The organism is Pseudomonas sp. No.117 (assembly GCF_054558395.1).
On the sequence record NZ_BAAJNP010000006.1, the window covers coordinates 317,810 to 337,678 of the forward strand.

Here is a 19,869-nt window from a genome sequence, read left to right on the forward strand (position 1 = left end):
TTCCCTTGACCACCATCGTTTCTGTACGCCGCAACGGCAAGGTCGTGATCGGCGGCGACGGCCAGGTTTCCCTGGGCAACACCGTCATGAAAGGCAACGCCAAGAAGGTCCGGCGGCTGTACCGGGGCGAGGTGCTGGCCGGCTTCGCCGGCGGTACCGCCGACGCCTTCACCCTGTTCGAGCGCTTCGAGGCGCAACTCGAGAAGCACCAGGGCCACCTGGTCCGCGCCGCCGTCGAGCTGGCCAAGGACTGGCGCACCGATCGCGCCCTGCGCCGCCTGGAAGCCATGCTGGCCGTGGCCAACAAGGATGCCTCCCTGATCATCACCGGCAACGGCGACGTGGTGGAGCCCGAAGAGGGCCTGATCGCCATGGGCTCCGGTGGCGCCTATGCCCAGGCCGCCGCCCGCGCCCTGCTCATGCATACCGACCTGAGCGCCCGCGAGATCGCCGAGACCGCCCTGAACATCGCCGGTGACATCTGCGTGTTCACCAACCGCAACCTGACCATCGAGGAGCTGGACGCGCCCCAGGCGTGATCCGGTTTAGAGACTGCCCATGTCCATGACCCCCCGCGAGATCGTCCACGAACTCAATCGCCACATCATCGGCCAGGACGACGCCAAGCGCGCCGTGGCCATCGCCCTGCGCAACCGCTGGCGGCGCATGCAGCTGCCCGCCGAGCTGCGCCCCGAGGTCACGCCCAAGAACATCCTGATGATCGGCCCCACGGGCGTGGGCAAGACCGAGATCGCCCGGCGCCTGGCCAAGCTGGCCAATGCGCCCTTCCTCAAGGTGGAAGCCACCAAGTTCACCGAGGTCGGCTACGTCGGCCGTGACGTCGAGTCCATCATCCGTGACCTCGCCGACGCCGCCGTGAAGATGCTGCGCGAGCAGGAGATGGTGCGTAACCGCCATCGCGCCGAAGACGCCGCCGAAGAGCGCATCCTCGATGCCCTGCTGCCCGCCGCCCGCCCCTCGGTGGGCTTCAGCAACGAGCCCCAGCCGGCCGCCACCGATAGCAACACTCGCCAGCTGTTCCGCAAGCGCCTGCGCGAAGGTCAGCTGGACGACAAGGACATCGACATCGAGGTCGCCGATACCCCGGCCGGCGTCGAGATCATGACCCCGCCCGGCATGGAGGAGATGACCAGCCAGCTGCAGAATCTCTTCGCCGGCATGCACAAGGGCAAGACCAAGCAGCGCAAGCTCAAGGTCAAGGAAGCGCTCAAGCTGGTGCGTGACGAAGAGGCCGCCCGCCTGGTCAACGAAGAAGAACTCAAGGGCCGCGCCCTGGAGGCCGTCGAGCAGCACGGCATCGTCTTCATCGACGAGATCGACAAGGTCGCCAAGCGTGGCAACACCAGTGGCGCCGACGTCTCCCGCGAAGGCGTGCAGCGCGACCTGCTGCCACTGATCGAGGGCTGCACCGTCAACACCAAGCTGGGCATGGTCAAGACCGACCACATCCTGTTCATCGCCTCGGGCGCCTTCCACCTGTCCAAGCCCAGCGACCTGGTGCCGGAACTGCAGGGTCGCCTGCCGATCCGCGTCGAGCTCAAGGCGCTGACCCCGCAGGACTTCGAGCGCATTCTCACAGAGCCGCACGCCTCGCTCACCGAGCAGTATCGCGAGCTGCTCAAGACCGAAGGGCTGCACGTGGACTTCGCCGCCGACGGCATCACCCGCATCGCCGAGATCGCCTGGCAGGTCAACGAGAAGACCGAGAACATCGGTGCCCGGCGCCTGCACACCCTGCTGGAGCGCCTGCTGGAAGAGGTGTCCTTCAGCGCCGCCGACCTCGCCGGCCAGCAGAACGGCGAGCCCATCGTCATCGACGCGGCCTATGTGAACGGCCACCTGGGCGAACTGGCCCAGGACGAAGACCTGTCGCGCTATATACTGTGACGGTAGGCTCGGCGACTCTGTGATCGCGGCCATGGCGGTCCGCCGATGCGGCCGCTCCTACAGGAGACATCGAACCCTGTAGGAGCGGCCCATGGCCGCGATGGCCAAAGCAAAGGCTGCAACCAAACCGTAGGTTGGGTTGAGACAGCACTATCGTCGAAGCCCAACATGGCATGCTCCCCGAGCCCGTGCTGGGCTTCGCTAGGCTTAACCCAACCTACGGCAGCCTGTAGGACCGGTCCAGGGCCGCGATGGCCTCAGGCAAAGACTGCAAAACCGCCCAGGGAACCTCAACATGCGTACCCCCACCGCCATCCAGCTGCGCAAGGCCTCCAAGACTCTCAGCGTCAGCTACGGCGCGGAAACCTTCGAGCTGCCCGCCGAGTTCCTGCGGGTGCACTCGCCCTCGGCTGAAGTCCAGGGACACGGCAATCCGGTGTTGCAGTTCGGCAAGCAGCAGGTCGGCATCACGGCCGTGGAACCGGCCGGGCGCTACGCCATCAAGCTGACCTTCGACGACGGCCACGACAGCGGCCTGTTCAGCTGGGATTATCTCTACGAACTGGGCAGTCGCCGCGACCAGCTCTGGGCGGACTACCTGGAGCAGCTGGCCCGCGCCGGCAAGACGCGGGACCCGCACGTCAGCGCGGTCAAGCTGATGCTCTGACCTGGACTCAGGCCGCCAGGGCCTTGTCCAGCTTGCGCTCGATCTCCTTCTCGATCTGGCCGCTGAGCATCGAGAACATCATGCCCAGGGTCGCCAGCACCCGCACCCGGTCCTCACCGACCTCGATCCGCCCATCCACGCCACTGCGCGCGAAGGTCAGGGTGTCGCCTTCCCAGGCGCAGGCCACCCCATAGTCACGCGTGAGTTTTTCCGCCAGCTGGTCGGCCTTCTGCCGGGCGCCTTCCAGCCCGAGCGAGTGGCTGCGTTCGATGGTGATCTGGGACATCGGGGAACTCCGGATAAAGGGCCATGACTATAGCGAGGGCCCGCCACGCCGCCAATCGCGAGAACCGAGCGGTCAGCCCTGGTTTTAGCCGGGCAAGCCGGGTGATCGGCCTGCTAGAATGCCCTCTTGTCCCTGTCCCAGGTGTAGCCCCATGAGCGATCCGCGCAAAGGCCCCGAGGCCGAATCCCAGACCCACTTCGGCTACCAGAGCGTGCCGGAGAGCCAGAAGGCTTACAAGGTCGCGGAGGTCTTCCATTCGGTGGCCGCCAAGTACGATGTGATGAACGACCTGATGTCGGCGGGCATCCACCGGCTGTGGAAGAGATTCACCATCGAGCTGTCCGGCGTGCGCCGCGGCAACCGGGTGCTGGACATCGCCGGCGGTACCGGCGACCTGACCAAGCAGTTCGCCCGCCTGGTCGGCCCCACCGGCGAGGTCGTGCTGGCCGACATCAACGATTCCATGCTCAGGGTCGGCCGTGATCGCCTGCTTGACGAGGGCGTGGCCAGCAACGTGCGTTTCGTCCAGGCGGATGCCGAGAAGCTGCCCTTCCCCGACAACCATTTCGATTGCATCACCATCGCCTTCGGCCTGCGCAACGTCACCCACAAGGACCAGGCGCTGGCCTCCATGCTGCGCGTGCTCAAGCCCGGTGGCCGGCTGCTGGTGCTGGAATTCTCCAAGCCCACCAACCCGCTGGTGTCCAAGGCCTATGACGCCTACTCCTTCGGCTTCCTGCCGCTGATGGGCAAGCTGGTGGCCGGTGACGCCGAGAGCTATCGCTACCTGGCGGAATCCATCCGCATGCACCCCGACCAGCAGACCCTCAAGGCCATGATGGAGGAGACCGGCTTCGCCCGCGTCTCCTACCACAACATGACTGGCGGCGTGGTCGCCCTGCATCGCGGCATCAAGCCCTGATGGCCCTCGTCACCCAGGCCTTGCTGGCGGCGCTGGAGCGCGGCCTGAATCCGCTGCTGGCGCTCGACCCGGTGGCGTTGCCGCGCCTGGCCGCGCTGACCGGGCGGGTGATCGCGGTGCAGACCCGGCAACCCGCGCTGCGTCTCTACATCCTGCCGGCCGGTGACGGCCTGCACTTCGCCGCCCACCACGAGGGCGACGTCGACTGCACCCTGAGCGCCCCGGCGACGCGCCTGGCCGAGCTGGCCCTGGCCCGCGACAAGCAGCGCGTACTGCACCAGCCGGATGTCCGCCTGGAAGGCGACAGCACCCTGCTGATCGAACTCGCCGACATCCTGCAGAAGCTGGAGCTGGACTGGCAGCACGAGGTCAGCCGCTGGCTCGGCCCGCTGCCGGCAGCGCTGTTGGGCGACCTGGCCCGGCGTGGTCAGGCGCTGGGCGCGCAGAGCCGCGACAGCCTGCAGCTGACGCTGTCCAACTGGCTGAACGAGGAAAGTCGCCACCTGGTCGGTCGCCTGGAAGGCGAGGCTCGCTTCGCCGAGATCGATGCCCTGCGGCTGGACGTGGATCGTCTTGACGCCCGGCTCGCCCGCCTGGAAACCGCCCGCAACGCCAGGGATAACCCCGACGAATGAAGCTGTTTGCTGCCCTCAACCGCCTGTTGCGGATCTTCTTCGTCGTCATCCGCTATCGGCTGGACGACATCGTCTATGCCCTGCCGCTGCCCTGGTACCTGCGCGCCACCCGTTACGTGCTGCCCTGGCGCTGGCTGCCGCGGCCGAGCAAGACGCTGCCGCGCGGTGCCCGCCTGCGTCTGGCCCTGGAAGGACTGGGGCCGGTGTTCGTCAAGTTCGGCCAGATCCTCTCCACGCGCCGCGACCTCATGCCCGAGGATATCGCCGACGAGCTGATGTTCCTGCAGGACAAGGTTCCGCCCTTCCCGCCGGAAAAGGCCGTGGCGCTCATCGAGGCCCAGCTCGGCGTGCCCATCAAGCAGGCCTTCGCCCGCTTCGACCACCAGCCGCTGGCCTCGGCCTCGGTGGCCCAGGTCCACGCGGCCCAGTTGCGTACTGGCGAGGAAGTGGTGGTCAAGGTGGTGCGGCCTGGCCTCAAGGGCATCATCAGCCAGGACATCGCCTGGCTGTTCCTGCTGGCGCGCATGGCCGAACGCCTCTCCGCGGAAGCCCGCCGGCTGCACCCGATGGACGTGGTCAGCGACTACGAGAAGACCATCTACGACGAACTCGATCTCCTGCGCGAGGCGGCCAACTCCAGCCAGCTGAGACGCAACTTCGAGGGTTCCGAACGCCTATACGTGCCCCAGGTGTACTGGGACTGGTGCCGCGAGCGGGTGCTGGTGATGGAGCGCATCTACGGCATCCCCGTTACCGATTTGGCCGCGCTGCGCGACCAGGGCACCGACTTCAAGCTGCTGGCCGAACGCGGCGTGGAGATCTTCTTCACCCAGGTGTTCCGCGACAGCTTCTTCCACGCCGACATGCACCCGGGCAACATCTTCGTCAGCACCGCCAAGCCCTGGGACCCGCTCTACATCGCGGTGGACTGCGGCATCATCGGCAGCCTGACCCCCGAGGACCAGGACTACCTGGCGCGCAACCTCTGGGCCTTCTTCCAGCGCGACTACCGCAAGGTCGCCCAGCTGCACATCGACTCCGGCTGGGTCCCGGCCAACACCCAGGTCAACGAGCTGGAAGCGGCGATCCGCACCGTCTGCGAACCCATCTTCGAGAAGCCGCTCAAGGACATCTCCTTCGGCCAGCTGCTGCTGCGACTGTTCCAGGTGGCGCGCCGCTTCAACATGGAGATCCAGCCGCAGCTGGTGCTGCTGCAGAAGACTCTGCTCAACATTGAAGGCCTGGGTCGCCAGCTCTATCCGGACCTGGACCTCTGGTCCACCGCCAAGCCCTATCTGGAGAAGTGGATGCGCAAGCGGCTCAGCCCGCCGCAGATCGCCCGCAACATCCAGCAGCAACTGGAACAGATCCCGCACCTGGCGCAGATGGCCCGCGATACCCTCGAGCGCATCACCCAGCCGCACCGCAAGGATCCGCCCAACCCCTGGGGCGGTCGCAACGACGACTGGATCGTCCGGGTGGTCGGCGCCGTCCTGCTGGTCGGCGCGGCCCAGCTCGGCCTGGAGCCCCAACCCCATGCCTGGCCGGCCTGGGCCATGCTGGTCGGCGGCCTGGTTCTGGTGATCCGGCGCTGAACTCCTTAAGCTGTAACCACCCTGTCATTTTTATCGGGCGAAATACACGCCCTCAGCCACTGGTGCCTTGCCGCTGTATTCGGACCGCGTCTTGTGCGAGGCTAGGGCCTGTCTGACAGTCGCCGCATGACCAAGCGCAGGCATCTTTCAGACAGAGCCCAGTACCCTAATTCGTAGTATCGAACAGACCCATGAGCAACTGGCTAGACGAGATCCACTGGAACAGCGATGGCCTGGTACCGGCCATCGCCCAGGACCCCACCACCGGGCGTATCCTGATGATGGCCTGGATGAACCGCGAATCCCTGGCCCTGACCGCCGCCGAAGGCCGCGCGGTGTACTGGTCGCGTTCGCGCAACCGGCTGTGGCGCAAGGGCGAGGAATCCGGCCACGTGCAGCGGGTGCTCGAACTGCGCCTCGACTGCGACGCCGATGTGGTGGTGCTGCAGGTTGAGCAACTCGGCGGCATCGCCTGCCACACGGGCCGGGAAAGCTGCTTCTATCGCGTGCTGCGCGACGGCCAGTGGGAGATCGTCGATCCTGTGCGCAAGGACCCCAGCGCCATCTACGCCGGAGGCCACGGCCATGACTGACACCCTCGCGCGCCTGGCGCAGGTGCTGGAAGAACGCAAGCAGGCCGCTCCGGACTCCTCCTACGTGGCCAGCCTCTATCACAAGGGCCTGAACAAGATCCTGGAAAAGGTCGGCGAAGAAAGCGTCGAGACCATTCTCGCCGCCAAGGATGCCGCCATCAGCCAGCAATACGACGATGTCATCTACGAGACCGCCGACCTCTGGTTCCACAGCCTGATCATGCTCTCGGCCCTCGGCCAGCATCCGCAGGCCGTGCTGGACGAACTGGATCGCCGTTTCGGTCTCTCCGGGCACGCCGAAAAGGCCGCTCGTACTCAATCCTGACCCCAAGCTTCGCAACGAGGAAAGACCATGGGTATCTTCGACTGGAAACACTGGATCGTCATCCTGCTCGTCGTGGTGATCGTCTTCGGCACCAAACGGCTGAAGCACCTCGGCTCCGACGTGGGCGAGGCCATCAAGGGCTTCCGCAAGGCCATGCACACCGACGAGGACGACAAGGCCGAGCAGCCGTCCACCACCACGGCCAACCCGAACGCTCCCCTGAATCGTCCGCAGACCTTCGACGCCGAGCACCGCAAGGTCGAAGAACCGGTGGTACGCAAGGACTAAGGCGCCCCCATGTTCGGAATCAGCTTCCCCGAGATGATGCTGGTGGGGTTCGTCGCCCTGCTGGTACTGGGCCCGGAGCGCCTGCCCGGTGCAGCGCGCACCGCGGGCCTGTGGATCGGTCGCCTGAGGCGCAGCTTCAACAGCATCCGCCAGGAAGTCGAGCGGGAGATAGGGGCTGACGAGATTCGCCAGCAACTGCGCAACGAGCATATCCTCTCCATGGAGCAGCGCGACAACCGGCCCAAGCCTGGTGCCTCCACGCCGGAAGCCCAGACGTCCCCCGCCGCCGCTGCCCCGCCCATGCCCCAGGACGTGGTTGCCGAACGCCCGCAGGATCCGCCCCAGACGCCGCCAAGAGCACCATGAGCGACAAGCCCTCCGACCACGACGACCAGGAAATGCCCCTGGTCTCGCACCTGACCGAACTCCGCACCCGCATCCTCAGATGCGTGCTGGCCACCTTCGTGATCTTTCTCGGGTTGTTCTATTTCGCCCAGAAGATCTATGCCTTCGCCTCCGAGCCGATCCGGCGCGTGCTGCCCGAAGGCGCGACCATGATCTCCACGGACGTCACCTCGCCGTTCCTCGCGCCCTTCAAGCTGACCCTGGTGGTCTCGCTGTTCATCGCCATGCCGGTGATCCTGCACCAGGTCTGGAGCTTCGTGGCGCCCGGCCTCTATCGGCACGAGAAGAAGGTGGCCATCCCGCTGCTGATTTCCAGCATCGTGCTGTTCTACGCCGGCATGGCCTTCGCCTACTTCCTGGTGTTCCCGATCATCTTCCATTTCTTCAGCAGCATCACGCCGGAAGGCGCCATGATGATGCCGGACCTGAATGCCTATCTGGATTTCATCCTGACGCTGTTCTTCGCCTTCGGCGCGGCCTTCGAGATACCGGTGGCCACCGTCCTGCTGATCTGGATCGGCGTGGTCGACGTCGCCTACCTGAAGAAGATCCGTCCCTACGTCATCATCGGCTGCTTCGTGGTCGGCATGCTGCTGACGCCTCCGGACGTCTTCTCCCAGACCATGCTGGCCGTGCCCATGTGGCTGCTGTTCGAGATCGGCCTGCTGTTCGGCCGCTTCGTGCAAAAGCGCGAAAGACCCATAGGCGCCGACGAAAGCAGCGCCGACCCGCAACCGCCCGCCGAACGCCCGTGAACCTGATCCTGCTCGAGGCGGCCGACTTCACGGCCGCCGACCAGGTCGTGCTGCGTGACCAGCGGCGTCTTGCCCATCTGCGCGACGTCCACCAGGCCCAGGCCGGCGATCAGCTGCGCGTGGGACTCCTCGGCGGCCTGATGGGCCAGGGCCGACTCGAGTCCCTCGATGCCGCCCAGGCCTGCCTGCACGTCACCCTCGACCAGCCGCCACCCGCCAAGCTGCCGCTCACCCTGCTGCTCGCCCTGCCGCGCCCCAAGATGCTGCGCCGCGTGCTGCAGACGGTCTCGGCCATGGGTGTCGAGCGCCTGGTGCTGCTCAACAGCTTCCGGGTGGAAAAGAGTTTCTGGCAGACGCCCTTTCTCGAACCCGCTGCCCTCGAGGAGCAGTTGCGCCTGGGCTTGGAACAGGCACGGGATACGGTGCTGCCGGAGGTGCTGATCGAAAAGAGATTCAAGCCCTTCGTCGAGGATCGCCTGCCGGGCCTCGCGGCCGGCTCTCGCGGCCTGGTCGGGCACCCGGGTGACTATCCGGCCTGCCCACGCGCCCTGAGCGAACGGGTGACCCTGGCGATCGGTCCGGAAGGTGGCTGGATCCCCTATGAGGTCGAAAAGCTGCAGGAGGCTGGCCTGCAACCCGTCCAGCTCGGCGAGCGCATCCTAAGGGTGGAGAACGCCGTCCCGGCCCTGCTCGCCCGCCTCTTCTGACCGTTGCCCAAGAAAAAGCCCCGGTGTCTCACGACAGCGGGGCTTTTTATTGGGCAGAACGCCTCCTCAGGAGGCGGGCCTTGGGCTCAGACCGGCCGGATTACCCACTGCGTCCGTCGCCGAATCGCTGTGGGAGCGGGGTCTCAGGGTCGCATAGGCTTCTCGCCAGTTGCGATGCTCCTCGGCTTTCCAGACCTGCAGGTGCAGTTGCGCCATGCCATCCGGGTCGCTGAGCAGACGCCACTGGTCGTCGCCCTTGGTCTTCTCCGGCCCGGCGGCCAGGACTCGGGCCACCCGCTCTTCGCGCAGGCGCCGCGCCGGCTCCACCACCTTGCCATGGCGCCCACGGGCCATGCCGATGGCCAGGGCATTGAGCACCGGATCGACAGTAGCGCGCAGGAAGCCCTTGGTCAGGGCGTTGCGGTTGTTCAGGTGCAGGTACTCGTCGGTGGCCACCAGCTCGCGCGGCGGGGCGTACTCTTCCGGGATCAGGAACAGGTGGTGCCGCCGACTGCCCAGGCCCAGGTTGGTCCGGCTGGAAATCACCGACACCGGTGCCGACAGGATCAGCGACACCACGATGGGCGACAGCCACCAGAGGAAGCGCGGATCCAGCCAGGCCACGCCGGCGGTCCAGATCAGGCCGAGCAGCATCTGCGAGCCGTGGCGGCGGAAGGCCTCGCTCCAGGGGGTGTCGTCATCGTCCCGCTGGGGCGAATTCCACTGCACCGACCAGCCGAGGAAGGCGGCGGTCACGAACACCGTGTGGAACAGCATCCGTACCGGTGCCAGCAGCACCGAGAAGAGCATTTCCAGCAGCATGGACAGGAACAGCCGCAGGCCCCCACCGAATTCCTTGGCGCCCTTGGCGATGATCAGCACCACGCTGAGCAGCTTGGGCAGGAACAGCAGCACCAGGGTGGTGGAGAACAGCGCGATGGCCTGTTCCGGATGCCACTGCGGCCAGACCGGGAACAGCTGCCGCGGCTGGAAGAAGTACTGGGGTTCCAGCAGCTTGTGGATCGCCAGCAACGCCGTGGACAGTACCAGGAAGAGGAACCACAGCGGCGCCGACAGGTAGGACATCACCCCGGTGAGGAACACCGCGCGGTGTACCGGGTGCATGCCCTTGACCAGGAACAGCCGGAAGTTCATCAGGTTGCCATGGCACCAGCGGCGGTCGCGCTTGAGTTCGTCCAGCAGGTTGGGCGGTAGCTCTTCGTAGCTGCCCGGCAGGTCGTAGGCGATCCAGACGCCCCAGCCGGAACGCCGCATCAGCGCCGCTTCCACGAAGTCGTGGGAGAGGATGGCACCGGCGAAGGAACCCGTGCCCGGCAAGGGTGCCAGGGCGCAATGGTCGATGAACGGCTTGACCCGGATGATGGCGTTGTGGCCCCAGTAGTGGGATTCACCCAGCTGCCAGAAATGCAGGCCCGCGGTGAACAGCGGTCCATAGACCCGGGTGGCGAACTGCTGCAGGCGGGCGTACAGGGTATCCATGCCGGAGGCCTTGGGCGCGGTCTGGATGATGCCGGCGCGGGGATTGGCCTCCATCAACCGGACCAGGCTGGCCAGGCATTCGCCGCTCATGACGCTGTCGGCGTCGAGCACCACCATGTACTTGTACTGGCTGCCCCAGCGGCGGCAGAAGTCGTCGATGTTGCCACTCTTGCGCTTCACCCGACGGCGGCGACGACGGTAGAAGATGTGACCGAAGCCGCCGACCTCGCGGCACAGCTCCAGCCAGGCCTTCTCTTCGGCCACGCACTTGTCCGGATCGTTACTGTCGCTGAGGATGAAGAAATCGAAGTGCTCCAGCTCGCCGCTGGCCCTGACCGATTCGTAGGTGGCGCGCAGACCGGCGAAGACGCGCGGGACGTCCTCGTTGGCGATGGGCATCACCAGCGCGGTACGGGACTGCGGATCGATCGGCTCGGTACCGGTGGAGCTGGCCGAGATGCTGTACTTGTCGCGACCGCTGAGCAGCTGCCAGAAGCCCATCAGGGCGGTCCAGAAGCCGGCGGACACCCAGCAGAACAGCAAGGCGAAGAGCAGCAGGATGCTGGTCTGCACCACATAGGGCAGCACCTGGCGAATGGATTCGCCCCAGCCCTGCCGATAGACCTCGCCGAGATCGACCAGCGCCCAGCCCTGATAGGGCAGCACGGCCTTCATGTACCAGGTGGCGATGCCGGTCTGCACCAGCATGAGGATCAGCAAGATGAAGCGCCGGAACGAACCGACCTTGCGCCAGTGCGCGTGGGCGTCCGCCTCGGGATCCGGTTGCCAGCGGCTGTGGTCCTTGCGGCCGAGCAGGCGCTTCCAGCTCCGCGCCACGGGGTTGGTGCGCCAGGGATCGGGCACCATCATGGAGCGGGTCATGGGCGGGGTGGCCTTGATGAAGACCCGGCCCTGGGCATCGGCGCCCAGCAGCTCGCCGTCATCCAGGGTGTCGTCCCAACCCGCCGCGAGACGGGCCTCGGTGGAAGCGATCACCGCATCGGCGCCCTGGGCGCCCTCCCCCCGGGCACCGGCCAGTTGCCGGTGCAGCGTCTCGACATCGGCCGCAGGATCCAGCGCCTGCCGCTGCCCGGCGGGCAACGGCAGGTGTTCGAGGTAGTCGCCAGCAGCGGCGACCGAGGTATCACGGGTGGAGTTATTCATTGGCAGGTAGCTGGTAAGTCCAGGTTTCGCTGAGAGGTTTGTCACCCTGGGCGAGGTTGGCACGCATTTCCACCGGCTTGGTCTGATCCTTGACCTTGAGTCTCAAGGTCAGGCGATAACCCTTGGTAACCGGGTTGTATCTCACAGAGTTCTCGACCAGTTCACCGTTGGCATCCAGGCTGACCTGGGAGCCGACTTGCGAATCCTCGGGCAGGTCGTCGAGATTCGGCCCTTCGAAATCGATGATATAGGCCAGGCTGCCGTCGGTCTGGCGCACCAGGTTGGACTGGCGCACGTCGCCGGTGGACAGGCGGGTCTGGGCGACCCAGGCCAGGTCCTTGGTGTGCAGATTGGGCTCGTCGGTGGTGAAGTGCAGGCGATAGCTGACATCGATCGGCTGGCCCTTCTCCGGCAGCGTATCCGGCGTCCAGAAGGCCACGATGTTGTCGTTGGTCTCATCCGGCGTGGGGATTTCCACCAGCTCGACGTGACCCTTGCCCCAGTCACCCTTGGGCTCGACCCAGCCGCTGGGACGCTTGTCGTAGCGCTCGTCCAGGTCCTGGTACTTGTAGAATTCGTGGCCCCGCTGCAGCAGACCGAAGCCGCGCGGATTCTCGATGGTGTAGGTGCTGACCGACAGCCGGCGCGGGTTGTTCAGCGGACGCCACAGCCACTCGCCGTTGCCGGCGTGGATGGCCAGGCCGTTGGAGTCGTGCAGGGCCGGACGGTAGTTGACCTGGGCGCTCGGCTGGTTGGGGCCGAACAGGTACATGCTGGTCAGCGGCGCGATGCCGAGCTTGTTGACGTTGTCGCGCAGGAACACCTTGGCTTCGACGTCGACGGTGCTGTCCTTGCCGGGCGTCAGCACGAAACGGTAGGCACCGGTGGCCCGGGGCGAATCCAGCAGCGCATAGATCACCAGGTTGCGGCGATCCGACTGGGGCTGCTCGACCCAAAATTCGGTGAAGCGCGGAAATTCCTCGCCGGACGGCAACGCGGTATCGATGGCCAGGCCGCGGGCGGACAGGCCATAGACCTGGTTCTTGCCAATCACGCGGAAGTAGCTGGCGCCGAGCATGGTCATCAGCTCGTCGTTCTTGTCCGCCTTGTTCAGCGGATAGAGCACCTTGAAACCGGCGAAACCGAGGTCCTTGAGCTGGGACTGGTCGACCTGCAGGTTGCCGAAATTGAACATCGAGGGATCGTATTTGATCTCTTCGACGCTGTTGGCGGTGACCTCGTTGATCTTCACCGGCACGCTGTAGTGCATGCCCTCGTGATAGAAATTCAGGCGGAAGGGCGTCTTGGCATCCTTCCAGTAGGCCTTGTCCTGATTGAAGGTGATCTGCTGATAGTCGGCATACTTCATGCCGCTGAAGGATGCGGGCAGGTTGCTCTTGGGCGCGACGAACTTCTGGCCGGAGAGCTCTTTGGCCTTGGCGGCCACATCGTCCAGGCTGAAGGCCAGGGCCTGGGCACTGAACAGGCCCAGGGCGACGGAGAGCCCGACGAGGGCGAAGCCCTGCTTGCCCGGCTTAACTTTGGAATGAGATAACACGCAGCCTCCTAAATCAGCGTACGAATACGTTTGGCGACCGGTGGTCGCGAAACGGATAGGCAAGGGTCCGACTCCCCCGGGGGTCAATGATTCCCCGGTTGGACGACCGTTCAAACTCGAACTGCGCAATCATAGACACTTGGCAGGGCGCTGTAAGGGGCGCCCTCACTAAATCGACAATAAAAATGTCACCGGTCCGTCGTTGGTCAGGGAAACCTGCATATCGGCACCGAAACGACCGGTCTGAACCTCCGGATGCAGGTCGCGCGCCAGGTTGACCAGATGGCCGAAGAGACGCTCGCCCTGGGCAGGCGGGGCCGCCGAGGAAAAACTCGGCCGCCTGCCGCTGCGGGTATCGGCGGCCAGGGTGAACTGGGACACCAACAGCAGACCGCCTGCCACATCCTGCAGCGAGAGGTTCATGCGCTGCTCGCCATCGGCGAAGACGCGGTACTCCAGCAGGCGCTTGAGCATCCGCGCGCAAGCCGCCTCGTCATCCTGTGGTTCGATACCGACCAGCACCAGCAGACCCGGGCCGATGGCGCCGACCGTGGTGCCCTCGACCTCGACGCTGGCGCGGCTGACCCGCTGCAGCAGCGCCTTCACTCGGCCTCCTGGGGCAGGTCGAGCAACTGCCGGGCAATCTGGTCGGTCGCCCGTACCAGGGCGTCGCAGATACCGGGCTCGCTCGCCGCATGGCCGGCGTCGCGGATGATCTGCAGCTCGCTGCCGGGCCAGGCGTGGTGCAGCGCCCAGGCATTGTCCAGCGGACAGACCATGTCATAGCGGCCATGGACGATCACCGCCGGGATATGGGCGATCTTCGGCATGTCGCGCAGCAGCTGGTCCGGTTCGAGGAAGGCAGCGTTGACGAAGTAGTGGCACTCGATGCGGGCGATGGCCAGGGCATGCTCGCTGAATTTTTCCAGCACGTCGGGATTCGGCCTCAGGGTCACGGTGCGCCCTTCCCAGCAGGACCAGGCGCGGGCCGCGGACATCTGCGCCAGCTCGTCCGGCCCGGTCAGCCGCCGATAATAGGCATTGATCAGGTCGCCCCGCTCCGCTTCGGCGATGGGGTGCAGGTAGTCCTGCCAGAAGTCGGGGAACAGCCGGCTCGCGCCGTCCTGGTAGAACCAGTGCAGGTCCACCGGACGACAGAGGAAGATGCCGCGGACCACCATCGCCCGGACCCGCTCGGGATGCCGCTGGGCATAGGCCAGGGCTAGCGTGGAACCCCAGGAGCCACCGAACAGCACCCATTGCTCGATCCCAAGGTGCTCGCGCAGGCGCTCGATGTCCTCGACCAGGTGCCAGGTGGTGTTGTTTTCCAGGCTGGCATAGGGCGTGGAGCGACCGCAGCCGCGCTGGTCGAAGGTGACGATGCGATAGAGGTTGGGATCGAAGAAGCGCCGGCTCAGGCGATCGCAACCAGACCCGGGGCCGCCGTGGATGAACAGCACCGGCAGGCCGTCGGGCGAACCGCTCTCGTCGGCATAGAGCACATGGGGCGCTTCGACGGCCAGCTCGTGGCGGGCGTAGGGCTTGATTTCCGGGTACAGATTCAGCATGTCGCGCTCCGCGGGGCAGGGTCAGCCCCTTCATCATAGACCTGCACCTTACAGGGTTTCCATGCCGCTCGGGCTTGCCTCACGCCCACGCCGCGCCGCACCATCAGCGGCCAGTCGCCCGAGGAGAGTCCCATGTCCCAGCCCAAGCTGCAGCTGTTGCTGATCGATCCGCAGAACGACTTCTGCGACCTGCCGGGTGCCGCCCTGCCAGTGCCCGGCGCGGTCGCCGGCCTGCAACGCGTCGCGGGTTTGATCGACCGCCTCGGCGCCCGCCTGGCAGGGGTGCAGGTGACCCTGGATTCCCACCAGCCGCTGCATATCGCCCATCCGCACTGGTGGCAGGACGCCGCCGGCCAGGCCCCGGCGCCCTTCACCCAGATCGGCGCGGACGAGGTGGCCAGCGGTCGCTGGCAGACCCGCGACCCGGCCGAACGCGCCCGGGGGCTGGCCTATGTCCAGGCCCTGGAAGCAGGGGGTCGCTATCGCCTGGTGATCTGGCCGGAGCACTGCCTGGTGGGCGGCTGGGGCCATGGAGTGCAAGCGGACGTGCACCGGGCGCTGAATGCCTGGGGCCGGACCCAGGGCCGCCTGGTGGACTTCGTCATGAAAGGGGGCAACCCCCATACCGAGCACTATTCGGCGCTGCGCGCCGAGGTGCCGGATCCGCAGGATGCCCAGACGGCCGTGGATGCCCGGCTGATCGCGCGCCTGCAGCAGGCGGATACCCTGCTGGTAGCGGGCGAAGCCCTGTCCCACTGCGTGGCCAGCACCCTGCGTGACCTGCTCGATCGCTGGCCGGCGGAGCGGCGCCAGGACCTGGTGCTGCTGACCGACTGCAGCCATTCGGTACCCGGCTTCGAGGCCCAGGGCGAGGCCTTCCTGGCCGAGATGCGCGCCGCGGGCGTCAGGCTGGCGACGTCGACGGACGAGCTCGGCTAGCCCACCCGTCGTCTGCCCTACTTGATCTCGTAGAGACCGGTATAGGTTGCCGAGGCCAGCTGGTTGAGGTGGATCATGAAACGGCCGACCGCGTTGGTGGCGTCCGCCGGTACCGGCAACTGGTCGACCTTGAGCGCATGCAGCTGGAAGACGTAACGATGCGGCTTGTCGCCCTTGGGCGGCGCCGCGCCGCCGAAGCCGCGGGTGCCGTAGTCGTTGATCAGCTGCAGGGCGCCCGCGGGCAGGCCCGAGCCGTCGGCGCGACCGGCGTCTTCCGCCAGCCCCTGGGTAGTCAGCGGGATGTTGACCACCACCCAGTGCCAGAAGCCACTGCCAGTGGGAGCATCCGGGTCATAGACGGTCAGGGCGAGGCTCTTGGCGTCGGCGGGCAGATCCGACCACTGCAGGGCCGGCGAAATATTCTCCCCATGGGCACCGAAGTCGGCCACGTCGAACTCGTGACGCTTGGGCATGAACTCATTGTCGGCGAAGGCATCGGTCCAGAGTTTCACGTTAGGGCTCCTGTCGCTCAGGGCATGTGGGCGTCGGTCTCGCGCCAGACCAGACGATTGAGGTTGTAGCCTTTTTCGCGGGCGATGCGCAGCAGCTTCTCGCTCTGCGCCGCGGAGATCTCGGGCTTGCGCGCCAGCAGCCAGAGGTACTTGCGATCCGGGCTGCCGACCAGGGCGGTCTTGTAGTCCTCGTCGACGTAGAGGATCCAGTAGGGTCCCTTGGCCACGTTGGGCAGCACGCCGCTGAACCAGGTGTCGAAGCGTACTTCCAGGCGATCGGTCACGCCGGGCTTGATCGGCGTGGCGGTCCCGGTCGCTTCCTGGACCTTGCCGTCCAGGGTGCGGCAGCTATTGAACACCGCCACCTTGCCGTCGGCCATGACGTGGTAGTTCGCCTCGGACTGGGCGCAGTTGCGCTGGAAGAACATCGGCAGGCGTGCCAGCTCGTACCAGTGCCCCTGGTAGCGCTGCAGATCGACATTGCCCGCGGTAAGCGGCGGCACCTGGCGCGGACTGCTGGCGCAGGCCGCGAGCAATCCGGCGGCACCCGCCAGCAGCAACAGTTTGGTAGAGGTTTTCATCGCAGACCCTGCCCGGCGAACATCGCCACCTTATCGTTGAGATACTGCACGCTGATGAAGGAGCCGCGATCACCCCAGGTACAGGTGGTGACGCCCAGGGCGCCGGCACATTCCGTGGGTGCCCCCAGGATATGTTCCACCTCGGCCTTGGTCTGGCCGGCCTTGAGCCGGGAATAGTTTTCCTGGGTGACCTTGCCGCACCCTGCCAGTAGCAGACTGCCCATCAGCAGAAGCGCCATGCGCCACTTCATACCCTTCTCCTCCATCCTGACGGCAAGGTTATAGAGCCTGTCCGGCCGCCAGGGTTCGCTCGCGCGGAAGCCGTTCACCATCTCGCCGGCTGGCGCCAGACAAGGTGGAAATGCCTGAAAGCTCAGTGTACACGCGGTACCTGAGCCTTTCGCCGGGGCTGGCCACCCAGGGCATGTTCACGCAGTCTGGCGCACGCGCAGCAGATCGTGAGCGGCTCCCTAGCTGGCGAGATAGGAGGAGCGGGTCAGCCCCAGGCGCATGGCGTCGAGGAACTGGGTGCGCTCGCGGGCAGTGAGCCGGGCGCTGGCGACCTTGTCGCGGTAGTAGGTCATCAGTTCCTCGGGCGAGAGGTGCACGTACCTGAGCATGTCCTCGATGGTGTCGTGGGTCTCGATGCCGCCGTGGCGCACGCTGCCGTCGGCGTCCTGGTAGACGTTCACCGAGTCGGTGTCGCCGAACAGGTTGTGCATGTCGCCGAGGATCTCCTGGTAGGCGCCCACCAGGAACACCGCCAGCAGGTAGTCCTCGCCCTCGCGCACCTCGTGCACCGGCAGGCTGGTCTCGATGCTCTGCTCGTCGACGTATTGCTTGATCTTGCCGTCGGAGTCACAGGTCAGGTCCTGCAGCACGGCGCGGCGCACCGGCTCCTCGTCCAGACGGGTCAGGGGCACGATGGGCAGGATCTGGTCGATGGCCCAGGTGTCGGGCAGGCTCTGGAACACCGAGAAGTTGCAGATGTACTTGTCGGCCAGCTTGTCGTTGAGTTCGTCGAGTACCTGGCGGTGGGAGCGCTGGCGCGCCTTGAGCTGGTTGTACAGCCGCCGGCAAATGGCGAAGTAGCACTGTTCGGCCAGTGCCTTGTCGCCCAGGCTGAGACTGCCCGCGGCATACTGGGCGGCAGCTTCGCTGACGTACTGGGTGGCGCGCCAGTAGGTCTCGGTGACCATTTCCGGATCGGTGTCGCCGAGCAGCTCGGCCAGCCACTGCACCACCTCGGGCTTGCCTTCGAAGCGCTCGCTGGCCGGCACGCTGTCGTTGTGGCGCTCGACGTCGGTGACCTGCATCACCAGCATGGCGTGGTGGGCGGTCATGGCGCGACCGCTTTCCGAGAAGATGTTCGGATGCGGCAATTCCTGCTGGTCGCAGAATTCCTTGAGCATGCCGACCACGGTACCGGCGTAGTCGTCCATGTCGTAGTTGATGGAGCTGGCATTGCGCGAGTGGGTGCCGTCGTAGTCCACGCCCAGGCCACCGCCGACGTCGATGTGGTCCAGCGGCAGCCCCAGGGCGCGCAGCTCGGCGTAGTAGCGGATGGCTTCGCGGAAGCCCTGGCGGTAGTCGGCCAGGTTGGCGATCTGCGAGCCCATGTGGAAGTGCAGCAGGCGCACGCCCTGCTCCAGGCCGGCGGCGCGGAAGCGCTCGATCACCGACAGCAGCTGGGCGGCGGACAGCCCGAACTTGGACTTCTCGCCCCCGGTATCGGCCCACTTGCTCGAGGCCAGGGATGACAGCCGTACGCGCAGGCCGACCTGGGGGGTAACCTTGAGCTCGGCCGCCTCCTCGATCACCAGCGGGACCTCGGATTCCTTCTCGATGACGATGAAGACGCTATGGCCGAGCTTCTGGCCCATCAGCGCCAGGCGAATGAATTCGCGGTCCTTGTAGCCGTTGCAGACGATGGTGCCGCCCTTGGGCGCCAGCGCCAGCACCGCCATCAGCTCCGGCTTGGAGCCGGCTTCCAGGCCGATGGAGACGTCGCGGGTGGCGATGATGTTCTCCACCACCGCTTCCTGCTGGTTGACCTTGATCGGATAGAGGGCGGTGTAGCGACCCTGGTAGTCCAGCCGCTCGATGTTACGGTCGAAGGCACCGGTCAGGTGGCGCACCTGGCCCTGCAGGATGTCGGGAAAACGCACCAGCAGTGGCAGCGACAGCCCCGCTTCGCGCAACTGGCCGACCAGGACGTGCAGGTCGATCGGCTGGCCATCCGGGCCGTGGGGGCGGACCTCGACGTTGCCGGCATCGCTGATGGCGAAGTAACCGGCGCCCCAATGGCGAATACCGTAGACGCTGCGGCTGTCCGCCACGGTCCACTGGCTGCCGTCGTCTTTGCGCGTGCGTCGTGGGGACATTCGCGGGAATCTCCTGTAGGGAATCTTGCTTGGATGGACCGCCGCCAGGGACGGTAAGTTGTACGCCGGGGCACCGAAGGCGTGGCCTAGCCGCCCGAGCGCTTGGTCTTGAAGCCGCGTTTCTCGAGTTCGCCGACCAGCAGGTCGACGTGATCGCCCTGGATCTCGATGACGCCATCCTTGAGCGCCCCACCGGTTCCGCAGCGGCGCTTGAGGGCGCTGGCCAGGTCCTTGAGTTCGACCTCGTCCAGCGGTACGCCGGTGACGGTGGTGACCGTCTTGCCACCCCGGCCCTTGGTCTCGCGGCGGACCCGGGCGATACCGTCGCCGGCCGGTGCCTGGACCTGGGGCTCTTCCGGACGAATGCGGCCGACGTCGGTGGAATACACCAGGCGACTGAGGTCCGACAGCGACGAGGTTTTCTTGCTCAAGGGGCGGTCCTCCCAACTCGGGGGCAGGCGTCGGGCACCAGGCGCCGGGCACCTGGCAAACCTTGGATGCAGCACGGTCCGGCAAGGGCCGCACTGTTCCGGGGCCGCGCAATGTAGCAGCATCGCCGCCGGATGCTAAGGGACGA

The 19,869-nt window shown here is 66.1% G+C and carries 23 protein-coding genes; 13 read left to right on the forward strand and 10 right to left on the reverse strand.

Annotated features, from left to right (window positions below; all coding sequences use genetic code 11):
- Window positions 1-5: 5 nt before the first annotated feature.
- The 3 genes from hslV (at window position 6) to ACYJP6_RS16545 (ending at window position 2,575) form a co-directional block, all read left to right on the forward strand.
- The gene (gene hslV / locus ACYJP6_RS16535; RefSeq protein WP_058764934.1) at window positions 6-539 is read left to right on the forward strand and encodes an ATP-dependent protease subunit HslV; all 534 of its coding nucleotides are present in this window, start codon (window positions 6-8) and stop codon (window positions 537-539) included.
- Between the two features lie 19 nt (window positions 540-558).
- Window positions 559-1,908, forward strand: a complete 1,350-nt coding sequence (gene hslU, locus ACYJP6_RS16540; RefSeq protein ID WP_459476100.1) for an ATP-dependent protease ATPase subunit HslU — start codon at window positions 559-561, stop codon at window positions 1,906-1,908.
- Between the two features lie 295 nt (window positions 1,909-2,203).
- The gene (locus ACYJP6_RS16545; protein WP_459476101.1) at window positions 2,204-2,575 is read left to right on the forward strand and encodes a gamma-butyrobetaine hydroxylase family protein; all 372 of its coding nucleotides are present in this window, start codon (window positions 2,204-2,206) and stop codon (window positions 2,573-2,575) included.
- A 7-nt stretch (window positions 2,576-2,582) separates the two neighbouring features.
- Here the strand turns inward: ACYJP6_RS16545 and ACYJP6_RS16550 are convergent, their stop codons facing one another.
- Entirely contained in the window at window positions 2,583-2,861 is a 279-nt protein-coding gene (locus ACYJP6_RS16550) for a polyhydroxyalkanoic acid system family protein (protein ID WP_459476102.1), read from the reverse strand.
- 151 nt (window positions 2,862-3,012) lie between these two features.
- Between ACYJP6_RS16550 and ubiE the strand changes: the two genes are divergently transcribed.
- The 9 genes from ubiE to ACYJP6_RS16595 all read left to right on the forward strand — a co-directional run bounded on the left by ubiE (window position 3,013) and on the right by ACYJP6_RS16595 (window position 9,086).
- Complete coding sequence (gene ubiE / locus ACYJP6_RS16555; RefSeq protein WP_459476103.1) at window positions 3,013-3,783, forward strand: bifunctional demethylmenaquinone methyltransferase/2-methoxy-6-polyprenyl-1,4-benzoquinol methylase UbiE; 771 nt, start codon at window positions 3,013-3,015, stop codon at window positions 3,781-3,783.
- Window positions 3,783-4,418 (forward strand): ubiquinone biosynthesis accessory factor UbiJ, encoded by a 636-nt coding sequence (locus tag ACYJP6_RS16560; RefSeq protein WP_459476105.1) that lies wholly within the window; start codon window positions 3,783-3,785, stop codon window positions 4,416-4,418. The genes ubiE and ACYJP6_RS16560 overlap by 1 nt, the downstream gene beginning before the upstream one ends.
- A complete protein-coding gene (ubiB, locus tag ACYJP6_RS16565) occupies window positions 4,415-6,013 on the forward strand; it encodes a ubiquinone biosynthesis regulatory protein kinase UbiB (protein ID WP_459476106.1) in 1,599 nt (532 codons plus the stop codon). The genes ACYJP6_RS16560 and ubiB overlap by 4 nt, the downstream gene beginning before the upstream one ends.
- 191 nt (window positions 6,014-6,204) lie before the next feature.
- A complete protein-coding gene (hisI, locus tag ACYJP6_RS16570; protein WP_459476107.1) occupies window positions 6,205-6,606 on the forward strand; it encodes a phosphoribosyl-AMP cyclohydrolase in 402 nt (133 codons plus the stop codon).
- The gene (locus ACYJP6_RS16575) at window positions 6,599-6,931 is read left to right on the forward strand and encodes a phosphoribosyl-ATP diphosphatase (protein WP_007161606.1); all 333 of its coding nucleotides are present in this window, start codon (window positions 6,599-6,601) and stop codon (window positions 6,929-6,931) included. Before hisI ends, ACYJP6_RS16575 begins: the two co-directional genes overlap by 8 nt.
- Before the next feature lie 27 nt (window positions 6,932-6,958).
- Window positions 6,959-7,219 (forward strand): twin-arginine translocase TatA/TatE family subunit, encoded by a 261-nt coding sequence (locus ACYJP6_RS16580; RefSeq protein ID WP_145007537.1) that lies wholly within the window; start codon window positions 6,959-6,961, stop codon window positions 7,217-7,219.
- A 9-nt stretch (window positions 7,220-7,228) separates the two neighbouring features.
- On the forward strand, window positions 7,229-7,585 hold the full coding sequence (gene tatB, locus ACYJP6_RS16585; RefSeq protein WP_459476108.1) for a Sec-independent protein translocase protein TatB: 357 nt from the start codon (window positions 7,229-7,231) through the stop codon (window positions 7,583-7,585).
- Complete coding sequence (tatC, locus tag ACYJP6_RS16590; protein ID WP_459476109.1) at window positions 7,582-8,379, forward strand: twin-arginine translocase subunit TatC; 798 nt, start codon at window positions 7,582-7,584, stop codon at window positions 8,377-8,379. The genes tatB and tatC overlap by 4 nt, the downstream gene beginning before the upstream one ends.
- Window positions 8,376-9,086: a 16S rRNA (uracil(1498)-N(3))-methyltransferase gene (locus ACYJP6_RS16595; protein ID WP_459476110.1), complete on the forward strand. Its 711-nt coding sequence runs from the start codon at window positions 8,376-8,378 to the stop codon at window positions 9,084-9,086. The genes tatC and ACYJP6_RS16595 overlap by 4 nt, the downstream gene beginning before the upstream one ends.
- A gap of 66 nt (window positions 9,087-9,152) precedes the next feature.
- Here ACYJP6_RS16595 and mdoH read toward each other — a convergent pair whose 3' ends face one another.
- The 4 genes from mdoH to pip form a co-directional block, all read right to left on the reverse strand.
- Entirely contained in the window at window positions 9,153-11,750 is a 2,598-nt protein-coding gene (gene mdoH / locus ACYJP6_RS16600; protein ID WP_459476111.1) for a glucans biosynthesis glucosyltransferase MdoH, read from the reverse strand.
- Window positions 11,743-13,242: a glucan biosynthesis protein G gene (locus ACYJP6_RS16605; RefSeq protein ID WP_459476224.1), complete on the reverse strand. Its 1,500-nt coding sequence runs from the start codon at window positions 13,240-13,242 to the stop codon at window positions 11,743-11,745. Before ACYJP6_RS16605 ends, mdoH begins: the two co-directional genes overlap by 8 nt.
- A 234-nt stretch (window positions 13,243-13,476) precedes the next feature.
- A complete protein-coding gene (dtd, locus tag ACYJP6_RS16610) occupies window positions 13,477-13,914 on the reverse strand; it encodes a D-aminoacyl-tRNA deacylase (protein WP_459476112.1) in 438 nt (145 codons plus the stop codon).
- Window positions 13,911-14,876 (reverse strand): prolyl aminopeptidase, encoded by a 966-nt coding sequence (gene pip / locus ACYJP6_RS16615; protein ID WP_459476113.1) that lies wholly within the window; start codon window positions 14,874-14,876, stop codon window positions 13,911-13,913. The genes dtd and pip overlap by 4 nt, the downstream gene beginning before the upstream one ends.
- A 132-nt stretch (window positions 14,877-15,008) precedes the next feature.
- On the opposite strand from pip, the gene ACYJP6_RS16620 reads away from it, so the two are divergent.
- The gene (locus ACYJP6_RS16620) at window positions 15,009-15,815 is read left to right on the forward strand and encodes a cysteine hydrolase family protein (protein WP_459476114.1); all 807 of its coding nucleotides are present in this window, start codon (window positions 15,009-15,011) and stop codon (window positions 15,813-15,815) included.
- Between the two features lie 17 nt (window positions 15,816-15,832).
- On the opposite strand, the gene ACYJP6_RS16625 is transcribed toward ACYJP6_RS16620, so the two are convergent.
- The 5 genes from ACYJP6_RS16625 to ACYJP6_RS16645 form a co-directional block, all read right to left on the reverse strand.
- Window positions 15,833-16,327 (reverse strand): YbhB/YbcL family Raf kinase inhibitor-like protein, encoded by a 495-nt coding sequence (locus tag ACYJP6_RS16625; RefSeq protein WP_459476115.1) that lies wholly within the window; start codon window positions 16,325-16,327, stop codon window positions 15,833-15,835.
- Between the two features lie 17 nt (window positions 16,328-16,344).
- A complete protein-coding gene (locus ACYJP6_RS16630) occupies window positions 16,345-16,908 on the reverse strand; it encodes a lipocalin family protein (protein WP_459476116.1) in 564 nt (187 codons plus the stop codon).
- Window positions 16,905-17,159, reverse strand: a complete 255-nt coding sequence (locus tag ACYJP6_RS16635) for an outer membrane protein assembly factor BamE (RefSeq protein ID WP_145007515.1) — start codon at window positions 17,157-17,159, stop codon at window positions 16,905-16,907. The genes ACYJP6_RS16630 and ACYJP6_RS16635 overlap by 4 nt, the downstream gene beginning before the upstream one ends.
- Before the next feature lie 219 nt (window positions 17,160-17,378).
- Window positions 17,379-19,292 carry an arginine decarboxylase gene (speA, locus tag ACYJP6_RS16640; RefSeq protein WP_459476117.1) on the reverse strand — a complete coding sequence of 638 codons (1,914 nt, stop codon included), beginning with the start codon at window positions 19,290-19,292 and terminating at the stop codon, window positions 17,379-17,381.
- A gap of 86 nt (window positions 19,293-19,378) precedes the next feature.
- Window positions 19,379-19,723, reverse strand: coding sequence for a translation initiation factor Sui1 (locus ACYJP6_RS16645; RefSeq protein ID WP_459476118.1), 345 nt, complete (start codon window positions 19,721-19,723; stop codon window positions 19,379-19,381).
- Between the last annotated feature and the right edge of the window lie 146 nt (window positions 19,724-19,869).